This is a genomic window from Thiobacillus denitrificans DSM 12475 (assembly GCF_000376425.1).
Lineage (GTDB): Bacteria > Pseudomonadota > Gammaproteobacteria > Burkholderiales > Thiobacillaceae > Thiobacillus > Thiobacillus denitrificans.
This window is the reverse complement of record NZ_AQWL01000005.1, coordinates 345,038-359,163: the sequence shown is the minus strand read 5'-3', so window position 1 is coordinate 359,163 and position 14,126 is coordinate 345,038. Positions and strand designations below refer to the sequence as shown.

10 protein-coding genes are annotated in these 14,126 nt (G+C 65.0%); 6 read left to right on the top strand and 4 right to left on the bottom strand.

Annotated elements, in window-relative coordinates; all coding sequences use genetic code 11:
- Nucleotides 1-205: 205 nt before the first annotated feature.
- The 6 genes from B059_RS0110610 (at nt 206) to B059_RS0110585 (ending at nt 8,522) form a co-directional block, all read left to right on the top strand.
- Nucleotides 206-1,588, top strand: a complete 1,383-nt coding sequence (locus tag B059_RS0110610) for a cobyrinic acid a,c-diamide synthase CobB (RefSeq protein WP_245538774.1) — start codon at nt 206-208, stop codon at nt 1,586-1,588.
- An 18-nt stretch (nt 1,589-1,606) separates the two neighbouring features.
- A complete protein-coding gene (locus B059_RS0110605) occupies nt 1,607-1,942 on the top strand; it encodes a HesB/IscA family protein (protein ID WP_018078231.1) in 336 nt (111 codons plus the stop codon).
- Between the two features lie 5 nt (nt 1,943-1,947).
- Nucleotides 1,948-3,387: a siroheme synthase CysG gene (gene cysG / locus B059_RS0110600; RefSeq protein ID WP_018078230.1), complete on the top strand. Its 1,440-nt coding sequence runs from the start codon at nt 1,948-1,950 to the stop codon at nt 3,385-3,387.
- 42 nt (nt 3,388-3,429) lie between these two features.
- Nucleotides 3,430-3,666, top strand: coding sequence for a DUF2798 domain-containing protein (locus B059_RS0110595; RefSeq protein ID WP_018078229.1), 237 nt, complete (start codon nt 3,430-3,432; stop codon nt 3,664-3,666).
- Nucleotides 3,667-3,871: 205 nt separating this feature from the next.
- Nucleotides 3,872-7,504: a pyruvate:ferredoxin (flavodoxin) oxidoreductase gene (gene nifJ, locus B059_RS0110590; protein WP_018078228.1), complete on the top strand. Its 3,633-nt coding sequence runs from the start codon at nt 3,872-3,874 to the stop codon at nt 7,502-7,504.
- 1 nt (nt 7,505) lies between these two features.
- Entirely contained in the window at nt 7,506-8,522 is a 1,017-nt protein-coding gene (locus B059_RS0110585; protein WP_018078227.1) for a dihydroorotate dehydrogenase-like protein, read from the top strand.
- Between the two features lie 18 nt (nt 8,523-8,540).
- Here B059_RS0110585 and B059_RS0110580 read toward each other — a convergent pair whose 3' ends face one another.
- The 4 genes from B059_RS0110580 to B059_RS0110565 form a co-directional block, all read right to left on the bottom strand.
- Nucleotides 8,541-8,879 (bottom strand): zinc ribbon domain-containing protein YjdM, encoded by a 339-nt coding sequence (locus tag B059_RS0110580; protein ID WP_018078226.1) that lies wholly within the window; start codon nt 8,877-8,879, stop codon nt 8,541-8,543.
- 106 nt (nt 8,880-8,985) lie between these two features.
- A complete protein-coding gene (locus B059_RS0110575; RefSeq protein WP_018078225.1) occupies nt 8,986-9,651 on the bottom strand; it encodes a response regulator in 666 nt (221 codons plus the stop codon).
- Nucleotides 9,648-10,865, bottom strand: coding sequence for a GAF domain-containing sensor histidine kinase (locus B059_RS0110570; protein WP_018078224.1), 1,218 nt, complete (start codon nt 10,863-10,865; stop codon nt 9,648-9,650). Before B059_RS0110570 ends, B059_RS0110575 begins: the two co-directional genes overlap by 4 nt.
- Before the next feature lie 63 nt (nt 10,866-10,928).
- The gene (locus B059_RS0110565) at nt 10,929-14,126 is read right to left on the bottom strand and encodes a transglycosylase domain-containing protein (protein WP_018078223.1); all 3,198 of its coding nucleotides are present in this window, start codon (nt 14,124-14,126) and stop codon (nt 10,929-10,931) included.

Genomic DNA, 14,126 nt, shown 5'->3' with positions numbered 1-14,126 from the left:
ATGAACCGGCAAGCCACTTCAAACGATTCCTCCAGGCGCGGGGCTGCGATGCCCTACAAGAGGACTCCGGCTTTTCATGAGATCTGAAGCCTCATGAAAGCGCGTATGCCCTGCGTGAGGGCTCCGACTTTCTGTGAGGCTGACGCCTCATGAAAGAACGTATGCCTTACAATAGGACTCCGACTTTCTATGGGGTTAAAACCCCATGAAAGATCGTATGCCCCGCGTCTTCATTTCTGCCGCGCATAAATCGTCGGGAAAAACCACGCTCACGCTGGGGCTGTGCGCTGCATTGCACGCGCGTGGTTACGCGGTGCAGCCTTTCAAGAAAGGCCCTGATTACATCGATCCGCTGTGGTTGGGAATGGCGGCGCAGCGCCCCTGCTACAACCTCGATTTTCACATGATGCGGCGTGATGAGATCGAGCAGCAATTCGCCCGTGCCGCCGCCAGCGCGCGCATCAGCCTGATCGAAGGCAACAAGGGCCTGTACGACGGTCTCGACCTTGATGGCAGCAACAGCAATGCGGCATTGGCCAAGCTGCTGGGCGTGCCGGTGGTGCTGGTAATCGACGCGCGTGGCATGACGCGCGGCGTGGCACCGCTGATCCTCGGCTACCAGGCCTTCGATCGTGATATCCGCATCGCCGGTGTCATCCTCAACAACCTAGGCGGCAGTCGCCACGAATCCAAGCTGCGCGCGGTGATCGAGCATTACACCGAGGTCGAGGTGATCGGTGCGGTACAACATGACGCCAGCATGCAGATCGCCGAGCGCCATCTTGGGCTGGTGCCGGCCAATGAACAGGACGCTGCACGCGCACGGATTCGACACGTCGGCGAACGCGTGGCGGCGCAGGTCGATCTTGACCGGCTGCTGGCGATTTCCGCCAACGCGCCCGAGCTGAGTGTTCCGCCGGCGGCCGAAACGGTAGCGTCCGCCGAGCGTGTGCGCATCGGCATTGCGCACGATCAGGCTTTCGGTTTCTATTACAGCGAAGATATCGACAGCCTGCGCGCCGCCAATGTCGAACTGGTCGACATCGACACCCTGCGTGCACAGGCACTGCCTGACGTCGACGGTCTCATCATCGGCGGCGGCTTCCCCGAAATGTTCATGGTGGAACTCGAAGCCAATACGGCCTTGCGTAGCAGCATCCGCAACGCGATCGAAGGCGGACTGCCGACCTATGCGGAATGCGGCGGGCTGATGTATCTGTCAAAAAGCCTCGACTGGCAGGGGCGGACGTGTGAGATGGTCGGCGTGGTGCCGGGCAATACCGTGATGCACGAACGCCCGGTCGGACGCGGCTATGCGCGCCTGCAGCCAACCGGCGAGGATCGCTGGCAGGAGACGGCGCCTGTCCCGGCGCACGAGTTTCATTATTCGAGCCTGGAAAATCTGCCCGCCGACTCCATATACGCCTACCGGGTGCAGCGCGGTCACGGCATCGATGGCAAGCATGACGGCTATCAGCAGCACAATCTGCTGGCCGCCTATGTACATCGCCGGGGCAGCGGCGCACAGGGCTGGATCGCCCCGTTTTTGAACCAGGTGCGCGCGCACAAGGCGCGCGCTGCCGCCTAATTTTGTAAGGACCCGCGCATGATCAAGATCACCGATGCCGCCGCCGCGCAGATTCGCGTCGCCAACAACAATCCCGATGTGTTCGAGATGATCCTGCGTGTCGCCGCCTACCAGGAAGACGACGGCAGCGTGAACTACGGTATGGGCTTCGACATTGAACGAGCAGCCGACGAACACCTCATCGTCAATGGCATCGCAATCCTGATCGCGTCATCGAGCACGCCCTATCTGCAGGGCGTGACGCTCGATTTCGTCGAGATGAGCCCGGGCGACATGCGCTTCATCTTCATCCCGCCTTATTCAGCAGAAGACGGACCCGCCGAGCCGGGCGACGCCGCTGCGCCTACCGAGTAAACCCCATGAATTACCTGCCTGTTTTTCTCGATCTGCGCGACCGCCACTGCCTGGTGGTGGGCGGCTCCGAAACCGCGGCGCGCAAAACCGAACTGCTGCTGCGCGCCGGAGCCTACGTCGATGTCGCTGCGCCGGACCTGCACGAAGGCTTCGCGCGCCTGCCGCATGCCGAACATCTCAAACGGGTAGCGGATGCCTTCACCCCCGCTCTGCTCGACGGCAAGGACGCGGTGATCGTGGTCGAGGACGATGCGGCGGCTGCCAAGGTCGTGGCGGACGCCGCGCGTGCGCGCCATATCCCGGTGAACGTGGCGGACAAGCCGGCGCTGTGCAGCTTCATCCTGCCTTCGATCATCGATCGTTCGCCGATCATGGTGGCGGTCTCCAGCGGCGGTGAATCGCCGGTGCTGGCTCGCATGCTGCGCGCGCGGCTGGAAACCCTGATTCCCGCCGCCTACGGCCGCCTGTCCGCACTCGCCTCGCGCTACAAGGACCGCGTGCGCGCGGCGGTCAAGCCGGAACAGCGGCGGGCGTTCTGGGAGAAGGTGTTCCTCTCTCCGGTCGCCGAAATGGTGTTTTCGGGGCGCGACGTCGAGGCCGAGGCGCAACTCGACGCCATGATCAGTGACGCCGCCTCCCACGTCACCGGACGCGGCGAGGTCTATCTGGTCGGTGCCGGCCCCGGCAATCCCGATCTGCTGACCTTCCGCGCCCTGCGCCTGATGCAGCAGGCCGACGTCATCGTCTACGACCGCCTCGTCTCGCAGCCGATCCTCGACATGTGCCGCCGCGACGCCGACCGCATCTACGTCGGCAAGGAACGCGACGACCACGCTGTGCCGCAGGAGGAAATCAACCTGATGCTGGTGCGCCTGGCCAAGGAGGGCAAGCGCACGCTGCGCCTGAAGGGCGGCGACCCCTTCATCTTCGGCCGCGGCGGCGAGGAGATCGAGACCCTGGTCGAACACGGCGTGCCGTTCCAGGTGGTGCCCGGCATCACCGCGGCGGCCGGCGTGGCGTCCTATGCGGGCATTCCGCTCACCCACCGCGACTACGCGCAGTCGGTCGCCTTCGTCACCGGGCATCTGAAGGAAAACACCTTCAACCTGAACTGGGAAGGCATCGCGCGCCGTGACCAGACCATCGTCATCTACATGGGGCTGAAAGGGCTGCCATTGCTGTGCGAGGCGCTGATCAAGCACGGTCTTACCGCGGATACGCCGGCGGCCATCATTCAGCACGGCACCCTGCCGACGCAGCGCGTCATCACCGGCGACCTCACCACGCTGCCCGCGCTGGCCGAACAGGCCGGGCTCAAGGCGCCCACTCTCATCATCGTCGGCAACGTGGTCAAGCTGCGCGAAAAGCTCAGCTGGTATCAGCCTGAACAGCATGGCGAACAGGCCCGCCGCACGCCGCTCGAAGCGCCGGATCATCTACCCTGACAAACGCGGCAGGCCGCTGGCCTGCCCGTATCCCGCCAAATCATGATCAGACTCCCCGCACGTTTTGAATTACCCCTCTTTGCCCTGCTGCTGTCCGGCCTGATGTCCTTGCTGGTATCGGGCGTGGCGACCTGGAATGCGGTCGGCCTGTACGCGGAATTTACCGATAAGTGGCTGTCGGCCTGGCTGAATTCGTGGCTGGTGGCGTTTCCTGCCGTGATGGTGGTGGCGCCGCTGGTGCGCAAGCTCGTCGGGCGCTGCATCCGCGCCAAAGCCTGATCCCCCCGGGCGTGTGCGATGATGCGCGATCCTGCCCGCTACCGCGGCCCCGCTCTTTCCGGACCTGCAGGCGTCGAGCGCACATTGCTCATTGCTGAGCCAGGTTCGGCGCCAAGCGGCATGGCCGACCTGCTGGCAGGAGGGGTGGTTTCATGCGCAACTCATGTCTAAAATAAAAGACATATTTGTCCGCTAAAGAGCAGCCATGACCACCACACTTACCATCGATGGCAACGAGGCCGTTGCCCGGGTGGCCTACCTGGGCAACGAGGTGATCGCCATCTACCCCATCACGCCCTCCTCCAACATGGGCGAGTGGGCGGACGAGTGGGCGTCGCAGCGCAAGCCCAACCTGTGGGGCGCGGTACCGGGCATCATCGAGATGCAGTCGGAGGGCGGCGCGGCCGGCGCGCTGCACGGCGCGCTCACCTCCGGCGCCCTGGCCACCAGCTTCACCGCCAGCCAGGGGCTGCTGTTGTTCATCCCCAATCTCTATAAGCTCGCCGGCGAGCTGACGCCCTGCGTGCTGCACGTGGCGGCGCGCGCGGTAGCGACGCATGCGCTGTCGATCTTCGGCGACCACTCCGATGTCATGGCCTGTCGCGCCACCGGTTGCGCCATGCTCGCCGCCAACTCGCCGCAGGAGGCGCAGGATTTTGCGCTGATCGCGCAGGCGGCCACGCTCGCCGGGCGCATTCCGCTGATCCATTTCTTCGACGGCTTCCGCACCTCGCACGAGGTGGCGAAAATTGTCGCGCTGGAGCCGGCCACGCTGCGTGCCATGATCGACGACACCCAGGTTGCGGCGCACCGGGCGCGCGCGCTGTCGCCGGAGCATCCGGTGCTGCGGGGTACTTCGCAGAATCCGGACGTTTTCTTCCAGTCGCGCGAGCGCGCCAATCCGTTTTACGACGCCTTTCCGCAGATCGTGCACGACGCGATGGAGCGTTTCGCCGCACTCACCGGCCGACGCTACAGGTTGTTTGATTACGTCGGCGCGGCCGATGCCGAGCGCGTCATCGTGCTCATGGGCTCCGGTGCCGAGACCGTGCACGAGACGGTCGAGCACCTGCTTGCGCGCGGCGAAAAGGTGGGAGTGCTGAAGGTGCGGCTGTACCGGCCATTTTCGGCCGCGGCGCTGTTGGCCGCGCTGCCACCCAGCGCAACAGCCGTCGCCGTGCTCGACCGCTGCAAGGAACCGGGCGCCGACGGCGAACCGCTGTACAAGGACGTGGTGACCGCGCTGGCGCAGGCGGCGGCCGACGGCGCGCGCGCCATGCCCCGGGTCATCGGTGGCCGCTACGGCCTCGCCAGCAAGGAATTCACTCCCGGCATGGTCAAGGCGGTGTTCGACGAACTATCCAATACTGCGCCCAGGCCCCACAAGGGGACTCCGACTTTCTATGGGCTGAAGCCCATGAAAGATCGTATGCGCCAGTTCACCATTGGCATTCACGACGATCTCACCCACCTGTCGCTGCCGTGGGACGCGGCGTTCCGCACCGATGCCGCCCGCCAGCTGCAACATGCGGTGTTCTGGGGGCTGGGTGCCGACGGCACGGTGTCGGCCAACAAGAACTCGATCAAGATCGTGGGCGAGGCCACCGGCCTGCAGGCACAGGGCTATTTCGTCTACGACTCCAAGAAGTCCGGTGCAGTCACGGTGTCGCACCTGCGCTTCGGCCCGGCGGCCATCCGTTCCACTTATCTGGTGGAAGCGGGTATGGCCGGCTTCGTCGCTTGCCACCAGCCGATGTTCGTCGGACGCTACGACCTGCTCGAACATGCCGCGCCGGACGGAGTGTTCCTGCTCAATACGCCGGCGTCGCCCGCCCAGGTGTGGGACACGCTGCCGCACCCGCTGCGCGCGCAGATACGCGACAAGCGCCTGCAGCTGTGGGTGATCGATGCCTACGCCGTCGCCGCCGCGGCGGGCATGGGGCGGCGCATCAATACCATCATGCAGACCTGCTTCTTCGCCATTGCCGACGTCCTGCCGAAGGACACCGCGATCGCCGCGATCAAGCATGCGGTCGACAAGACCTACGGCAAGAAGAGCCGGCGCCTGGTGGAACTGAATTACCGTGCCATCGACATGACGCTGGCGGAGTTGCATCAGGTCGCCATTCCGGCAGAAGCGTCCAGCGGCAAGCAGCCCGAGCCCGCGCCGGTGGCGGCAGTCGGCATTCCCGATTTCGTGCGCGACCTCACCCTGCCGCTCTACCAGGGCAAGGGCGACGCCTTGCCGGTATCGCTGCTGCCCGCTGACGGCACCTATCCGCTCGGCACCGCGCAATATGAAAAGCGCAACATCGCGCTGGAAATCCCGGTGTGGGACGCGGACCTGTGCACGCAGTGCGGCAAGTGCGTGTTCGTCTGCCCGCATACCGCCATCCGCGCGCGCGCCTTCAGCGCAGCGTCCGTTGCGGACGCGCCGCCGACCTTCAAGCACGTTGCGGCGAAAAGCAAGGACTTCCCCGCCGGCACCCGCGTCAGCTATCAGGTCGCGCCGGAGGACTGCACCGGCTGCGGCGACTGCGTCGAGGCCTGCCCGATCCACGACAAGTCCAACGTCAGCCGGCGCGCGGTGAACATGGCGCCGATCGCGCCGCTGCGCGACCAGGAGCGCGACAACCTCGCCTACTTCCTGCGCCTGCCCGAGTTCGACCGCAGCGCAATCAAGCACGGCACGATTCCCAGCGCCATGCTGCTCGACCCGCTGTTCGAGTTTTCCGGCGCCTGCGCCGGCTGTGGCGAGACGCCCTATATCCGGCTCGCCACCCAGCTGTTCGGCGACCGCATGCTGATCGCCAACGCCACCGGCTGCTCGTCGATCTACGGCGGCAACCTGCCTTCCACGCCCTACACCGTGAACGGCGCCGGGCGCGGCCCGGCGTGGAGTAATTCGCTGTTCGAGGACAACGCCGAATTCGGCCTCGGCATGCGGCTGGCCTCCGATCAGCTGATGGGCTACGCGCAGCAGCTGGTGCAGGAACTGGCTGGCGATATCGGCGGCGACCTCGCCGCCGCGCTGGTCGATGCCGATCAGCGCGAGGAGGCCGGCCTGGCCGAACAGCGCCAGCGCGTCGCCGTGCTGCTGCAGAAACTGGCGGCGTCAGGCCACTCGCGCGCGAAGGAACTCGCCAGCGTCGCCGAATGGCTGATCCGCCGCTCGGTGTGGATCATCGGCGGCGACGGCTGGGCCTACGACATCGGCTACGGCGGTCTCGACCACGTGCTCGCGCTGCCCTACGACGTCAACATCCTGGTGCTCGACACCGAGGTCTATTCCAATACCGGCGGCCAGACCTCCAAGGCCACCCCGCTCGGCGCGGTCGCCAAGTTCGCCGCCGGCGGCAAGGCCACCACGAAGAAGGACCTGGCCAAACTGGCGAGCAACTATGGCCACGCCTACGTCGCCACCGTCGCCTACGGCGCCAAGGATGTGCAGACGCTGCGCGTGTTCCACGAAGCCGAATCCTATCCCGGCCCCTCGCTGATCGTCGCCTACAGTCCCTGCATCGCCCACGGCTACGACATGCTATACAACCAGCGCCAGCAGGAAATGGCGGTGAAGAGCGGACACTGGCCGCTGTTCCGCTTCGATCCACGGCTGGAGGCGGCGGGCGGCAATCCCTTCAAGCTCGATTCCGCCGCGCCGACCCAGCCGATCAAGGCCTTCATGGAATCGGAGACCCGCTTCGCCATGCTCGCGCGCAGCCAGCCCGAAGCGGCGCAGCGTTTCCTGGAACAGGCGCAGCAGGATGCCGAACGGCGCTTCAAGGCCTATCGGGATCTAGCGCAAAAACCTGCCGATCAATCCAAACCGGAAACCTGACATGATCGATCTTTCCACCGACTATCTCGGCCTCAAGCTAAAGAACCCGCTGGTGCCCTCGGCCTCGCCGCTGTCGCGCAATCTGGACACGGCGCTGCGGCTGGAGGACGCCGGCGCCGCCGCATTGGTGATGTATTCCCTGTTCGAGGAGGAATTGCGGGCGGAAGACGCGATGATGGATCGCTTCCTGCTGCATGCCGGCCTTGGGAGCTGCGAAGCGGAGGATGGCTTCTTGCCCGATCATGGCGAGTTCCGCAGCAGCCTCGATCACTATCTGGCGCATCTGCACCAGCTCAAATGCCGCCTGGAAATTCCCGTGGTGGCGAGCCTCAACGGCATCTCTCCGTCCGGCTGGGTGGAACTGGGTCATGAACTGCAGCAGGCCGGCGCCGATGCGCTGGAGCTCAATGTCTACCACGTCGCGGCGGAGATGATGGAACCCGGCGAGGCGGTGGAGGCACGTTATCTCAAGCTGCTGACCGAACTGCGCCAGGTGGTGAGCGTTCCCATCGTCATGAAGCTGTCGCCGTTCTTTTCCTCGCTGCCGCATTTCGTGAAACAGCTTGAGCTCGCGGGTGCGAACGGCGTCGCCCTGTTCAATCGTTTCTATCAGCCGGACATCGACCTGGACAAGCTCTACGTGGTGGATCGGCTGCATCTGTCGCTGCCCGAAGAGGCCTTGCTGCGCATCCGCTGGTTATCCATTCTGCATGGCCGCACCCCGCTGACCCTGGCCGCCACCGGCGGCGTCCACAGCCACGAGGAAGCCATGAAGCTGCTGCTGGTCGGCGCCGACGTGGTGCATCTGGCGTCCTGCCTGCTGCAGCATGGGCCGGGCCGGTTGACGCAAATCCTGCACGCCATGGAAGGCTGGATGGCCGAGCGTGAATACGCCTCGGTCGCCCAGCTGAAGGGCAGCATGAGCCAGAAGAATCTGTATGATCCGTCCGCCATGGCGCGTGACAGCTACCTGCGGGTGCTGGACAGCTTCTCGCCGCGGCCGGGGGTGTGGTCCTAGGGCGGCAAAGCCGGGCGGCTAGACCTTCTTCACGAACTCAGACTTCAGGCCCATCGCGCCTATACCGTCGATTCTGCAGTCGATGTCGTGATCGCCTTCGGCCAGGCGAATGTTCTTCACCTTGGTCCCGACTTTCACCACCAGCGATGATCCCTTCACCTTCAGATCCTTGATCACGCTGACGGTGTCGCCGTCGCGCAGTTCGGTGCCCTTGGAATCGCGTACCACACGCACCGGCTCGGTATGCTCCGCTGCCGTTGCCTGTGGCCATTCATGCGCGCATTCCGGGCAGACGTATTGGGCGCCGTCCTCGTAGGTGAATTGCGAGCCGCATTTCGAGCAGGGGGGATTGCTCATGTCGTTTCCTGTTTTGATTGATGGCACATTTTTTCGGCGGGTGGTTTTTCTTGATGGAACGGATACCGGTGGCCGTGGCCGTTCGTTTGTGGCGGCGAGGGTTGCGCTATCGCCCTTCGCCACGCCCCCCTGGCGCCACCCGGTGCTCCACCGCGAACACCGCCGCCTCCACCCGCGACGACAGGTTGAGCTTGGCGAGGATATGCCGCACATGCAGCTTGACGGTGTCGTGGCTGATGTCGAGGGTGCGGGCGATGGCCTTGTTGCTTTCGCCGCGCGCCAGGTGAGTGAGGATCTCGCGTTCGCGCGGGGTCAGCGCGTCGAGCAGGGAGCCGGCGTCCTGGTTTTTCTGGTCGTACAGCTTGACGAGCTTGGCGGTCATCGCGGGGGCGACGACGGTTTCGCCGCGCTGGGCGCGCAGGATGGCGTCGACCACTTCGTCGGGTTCCATGCTTTTCAGCAGATAGCCGTTGGCGCCGGCGCGCAGGGCGCGAGCGAGGTCGTCTTCGGCTTCGGAGAGGGTGAGGATGAGGATGGGCAGGTCGAAGTCGTCGGCGCGCAGCTGCTGCATCAGGGTGATGCCGTCGGTGCCGGGCATGTTGAGGTCGAGGATGAGCACGTCGGGGCGGTGCGCTTTCAACAGCATGGCGACGTCGTCGGGATTGCCGGTAAAGGCGGTGACCTCGATGCTGCCGCTCTGTTCAAGCAGTTCTGCCAGACCCTTGCGAAACAGGGTGTGGTCGTCGACCAGAATGATGCGGGTGAGGCTCATGCGGTGTTCTCGCTGTGTTGGCGGGGTGCGGCGCGTTGCGGGAAGGCGAGGCGGATCACGGTGCCGCCGGCAGGGCGGGACTCCACGATGAGCTTGCCGTTCAGCCTGGCGGCGCGCTCGCGCATGATGGTGAGGCCGAAGCTCTTGCCGAGGGTCGAGGACTCGTCGTTTTTCTTCTGCACGCCGACGCCGTCGTCGGCGACGTTGACGATGTACTGGCCGTTTTCCAGGTCGAGGGTGATGACGACGTGGCGCGCACGCGCGTGCTTGGCGATGTTGTAGAGCGATTCCTGGATGATGTGGAAGACCTGGATTTCCTCGTCGGGCGTGAGCGAGACGTCCTGCACCAGATTGAGGAAATCGACGTCGGCATTGGCCTTCTTGCGGAAGCTCTTGGCGAGTTCCTGGATCGCCGGCACCAGCCCGCGCGGGTTGATGCGGTCGCGATACTGGGTGATGAGGTCGCGCAGATCGGCGTAGGCGAGATCGACCGCCTCCTCGACATCGCCGAGGTAGCGGTTGGCCTTGGAATAGTCCTCGTGCCGCATCGCATCCGAGAGCACGGTGAGCCGCATCTTGGCGTAGGCCAGCGTCTGCGCCAGCGAGTCGTGAATCTGGTTGGCCAGCATCTGGCGCTCGTTCATCAGCGAGATGCGCATGTTCTCGCGGGTCAGCCGCGCGTTTTCCAGTGCGATGCCGAGGTGCTCGCTGATCGAGCGGAACAGCAGACGCACGTCCTCGGGGACGGCGTGACCTTCGTCCAGAAACAGGTTGTAGACCCCCATGACCTGGTTCTTGTGCATCAGCGGTACTGCCACCACGGTGTTGCAGGTATCGCTGAAATAGGTGTCGTTGGCCTGGCGCTTGCAGAAGGCGACGTTGTTCCAGCTGCTCACCGTCACCTCGCGCGCGGCTTTGCCGCATACCCCGCAATCGACACTGACGATGCTCTCGTGTTCGACCAGTTCGGGCGGTAGCCCGACCGAGCCGATCAGGCGCAGGTGCGTACGGTCGTCGGTGATGACGCGCACCGCACCCGCCTGCGCGCCAGCCAGGCGGATCATGGTCGAGAGAAAGCGCCCCAGCAGCTGTTCGACGTTGGCGTCACTGGACAGGCTGGTGGTGATTTCCGACAACACTCGCAGCGCCGGGATGCTGACGTTGTCCGGATCGGTGGAAGCGTGGTGCTGGATCAAGGGATGAGTGCCTTTCATGGCCGGGTCAGAAGAAGCGGCTTTTTAGCATATTCCGATTCGCGCGCGATCCCAAGCCTCGCGTCACGGCGCGTCGGCCGGTGCCGCGGGAACGGGCGGCACCGGCATCACCACGCTGGGTTCGAGGTCTTCCGGAAAACCGCTCTCGGTCGAGGGTTCCTCGACGGGCGGATCGGCCTGGCTGGTGGCGCCGTCAGGCTTGTCCTTCTGCGGTACGCGCGGGGCGAGGGGCGCCGGTTCGGTGACCGGTGCCGGTTTGGCGAGGGGTGTGGCGGCAGCCGCCGGCGGCCGTGGATACAGGTGCTGCTGCAATTGCGGCAGCAGGGTTTTCAGCATCTGCGTGGTGAGCGAGCTGGTGAAGCCGAACTGGCCGGCCTGCTCGCCCGGCACCAGCGCGGTGAGGGTGCCGAAATAGCGATCGTCCAGATAGAACACGAAAGTGGCGGTACGGTTGACCACGCGCGATTCGAGTAGCTGTCCGCCCTTGCCGTAGCGCTCGAACCGGTGATCGCCGGTGCCGGTCTTGCCGCCGATGGCGAGCGGCTGGCCGGCTGCATTCTTGAGTGCGCCGGCCAGCCGCGCGGCGGTGCCGCCCTCCACCACGCGCGCCAGCGCGCGGCGCACGGTGTGCGCCACCTCGGCCGGCAGCAGCCGTTCGCCCTTGGCTGGTTTGAGCGACAGGCGGGTGTCGTAAGGCGTATTGGCCGCAAAGTGCAGGCCGGTGAGACTCACCATCGGCGCGCGCATGCCGTCGTTGACCAGGATGCTCATCAGTTCGGCCAGCGCTGCGGGGCGGTCGCCCGAGCTGCCGATGGCGGTGGCGTACGACGGCGTGATGTTGTCGAACGGATAGCCCAGCCGTTTCCAGTCGCGCAGCAGGATGTCGAAAGCCTCGACTTCGAGCAGGCTCTGGATACGGATGTCCTGCGCATTCTTGCGACTGGTCTTGAACAGCCAGTTGTAGACCTCGCGGCGGACCTCGGCGCCCTGTTCGTAGAGGGCATCGAGGTCGGTCTTCGGCGCCGTGCGCAGGGTTTGCACCACCCACAGTTCCAGCGGGTGGATCTGCGTCACGTAGCCGCGGTCGGTCAGGCTGTAAGCGTCGGGTGCGTGGGTCTTGTAGAGCGATTCGAGCGTTTTCCGGCTGAGGCCGGCGCTGGCGGGAATCTGTTTGTGCAGCGTGGCGGCGTAGGCCTCGAAGTCTGCCCGCGGCTCCAGATAGCGGAACACGGCGGTGAAGCGGCGCGGGTTGGCACGCACGCGGGCGTACAGATCTTCCGCCATCTGCGCCGCCGTATGGCCCCGGTGGCGCTGATAGAAGCGGTGGGTGAAGATGCGCCCTTCCTTGTCGACGAAACGCATCAGATAGGTTGTGCGCATCGGGTTGCTGGCGTCGTCCAGAATACGTGCAGCCGCCCCCGGCGAGGCGCTGGCGTAATGCCGCACGATATCGCGCATGATGCGGATGTAGACGAGATTGACCGAGTTCTTGGTGGCCTCCCATACGTCCATCACGCGGCCATTGTCTCTGGAATCGAAGTTGGCGAAGTTGTGCAGTCCGCCGCCGGTGAAAAAGGTTTCCGGCGACGCCGAATACGGGCGGCCCATCGCGGCATCCAGCAGGGCGTCCAACCGGATGTCGGGCTGGTTCAGCAGGGTGGCGGCTACCCACTGAGACAGCACGTCGCGCTGCGGCTGGGCTTTTTGTCTGAGCGCGGCGGCGTCCAGCGAACGGTGTTCGGCGTGCAGCCGCGCGATGATTTGCAGGTAGGTGACCAGAGTGCGCAGCTTGGCGGTGGAGCCGAGATCGAGACGCGTCTGGCTGTTGATGTCGAACGGCTGGTTGAGATTGTCGGCCTGGATGCGCAGCACGTTCCCGGACGGCGCTTTTTCATACAGGGTGAAGCTGTAGATCACCTGGCTCAGCGGATTTTCCGGTTGTAGCAGGCGAAACCCGATCAGCCCCGAGGCGGCAGCGGCTTCCGGTTTGGCCAGGCTTTGCAGGTAGCGGCTGACGATTTTTTGCGCCGGCTGGTTGATGGTGGTGTCGACCTTCAGGTCCAGCCGGTCGAGATCGTACAGGCGCGGCTCGCCGAGCAGCGCGGCGAGGCGGATGCGCTGCGCATTGGTGGCCTTCTGGTCGGCGAAACGCGGCGCCGGCGGGTCGATGCGCAGACGCGTGCTGCGCAGCTTGATGGCCTTGGCGTGGTTGGCGAGTTCGCGTGAAATCAGATTGGCGCTGGCCAGCAGATCGAGGTGGTCGTCGGTGAGGGCGTCCAGCGCCTTGCGGTTGGCGGCGAGGTAATACGACGGGCGGCGCTCCGCCACGATCAGCGACAGCGCATGCTTCAGCGCGCTGGCGTAGGCCGTGTCGCGGGAAGCCGGCTTGCTGGCCAGGATGCGGTTGATCTCGGCAAAATCCAGTCCGTACCATGCCCACAAGCCATCGCCAACGCCGTTGACTTCGCCGAAGCGCGGCGCCGCGGCGAGCGGAACCGTGTTGAGATAGGCCATCACGGTCTGGCGTCGCATCGGCAGCGTGTTGGTGCCATCGAGATAAGCGCGCAGGCTGGCGGTGGCCATCTGGCGAAGCTTCTCGCTCATGCTGCCGGTCAGGCCTTCGGGCGAATGGCGGTATTTTTCGATCTGCGTCGGCAGAGTGCTGCCGCCCGGCACGTTGCGATCCGCGTCGACCAGGCTGATGCCTTTTTCCAGCAAGGCCTGGGCGAGCCGGTCCCACTCTACCGCCGGATTGCGGGTGGGGAACTGCTCGGCCAGCAGTTCGCGGTTTTCGATGTGGAGCAGGGCATCGACCAGCACCCTGGGAATCTCCTCGAAGCGATGGTATACCCGCGTCGGGTGCAGCCCTTGATAGAGCTGCTTGCCGTCGCTGTCGAGCAGGGTCAGGCCGGCCTGATCTTTTTCTTGGTACGGCAGGAACAGGCCAAGATCGTCAGCCCGCTCCATCTGGATGCTGATCCGGGCCTGCCGGTCGATCTGCCAGTCCGCTCGGTCGAGCCGCGCCAGGTAATCCGGCAGCTTGCTGTAGCCGAGGCGCACGTCATAGGGTCCCTGGCCCGGGTAACGGATGCGGCTGGACGGTCCCGGCCGGATTTGCCAGGTCATTTTCTGCGCGGTCTTGGCGAGGTATTTCGCCTCCAATGCCGACGACAGCAGTTCCCAGGCGATCAGTCCGATCAGCCCGATCAACAGCAGCAGGATGCCAAGGCCGATCAGGATGCGGCGCGGGATCTTGTGCAT

What these genes read in the sequence shown, in the direction of transcription:
- B059_RS0110610 (WP_245538774.1), top strand. Translation starts at nt 206, where the DNA reads ATGAAAGATCGTATGCCCCGCGTCTTCATTTCTGCCGCGCATAAATCG.
- B059_RS0110605 (WP_018078231.1), top strand. Translation starts at nt 1,607, where the DNA reads ATGATCAAGATCACCGATGCCGCCGCCGCGCAGATTCGCGTCGCCAAC.
- cysG (WP_018078230.1), top strand. Translation starts at nt 1,948, where the DNA reads ATGAATTACCTGCCTGTTTTTCTCGATCTGCGCGACCGCCACTGCCTG.
- B059_RS0110595 (WP_018078229.1), top strand. Translation starts at nt 3,430, where the DNA reads ATGATCAGACTCCCCGCACGTTTTGAATTACCCCTCTTTGCCCTGCTG.
- nifJ (WP_018078228.1), top strand. Translation starts at nt 3,872, where the DNA reads ATGACCACCACACTTACCATCGATGGCAACGAGGCCGTTGCCCGGGTG.
- B059_RS0110585 (WP_018078227.1), top strand. Translation starts at nt 7,506, where the DNA reads ATGATCGATCTTTCCACCGACTATCTCGGCCTCAAGCTAAAGAACCCG.
- B059_RS0110580 (WP_018078226.1), bottom strand. Translation starts at nt 8,879, where the DNA reads ATGAGCAATCCCCCCTGCTCGAAATGCGGCTCGCAATTCACCTACGAG.
- B059_RS0110575 (WP_018078225.1), bottom strand. Translation starts at nt 9,651, where the DNA reads ATGAGCCTCACCCGCATCATTCTGGTCGACGACCACACCCTGTTTCGC.
- B059_RS0110570 (WP_018078224.1), bottom strand. Translation starts at nt 10,865, where the DNA reads ATGAAAGGCACTCATCCCTTGATCCAGCACCACGCTTCCACCGATCCG.
- B059_RS0110565 (WP_018078223.1), bottom strand. Translation starts at nt 14,126, where the DNA reads ATGCACAAGATCCCGCGCCGCATCCTGATCGGCCTTGGCATCCTGCTG.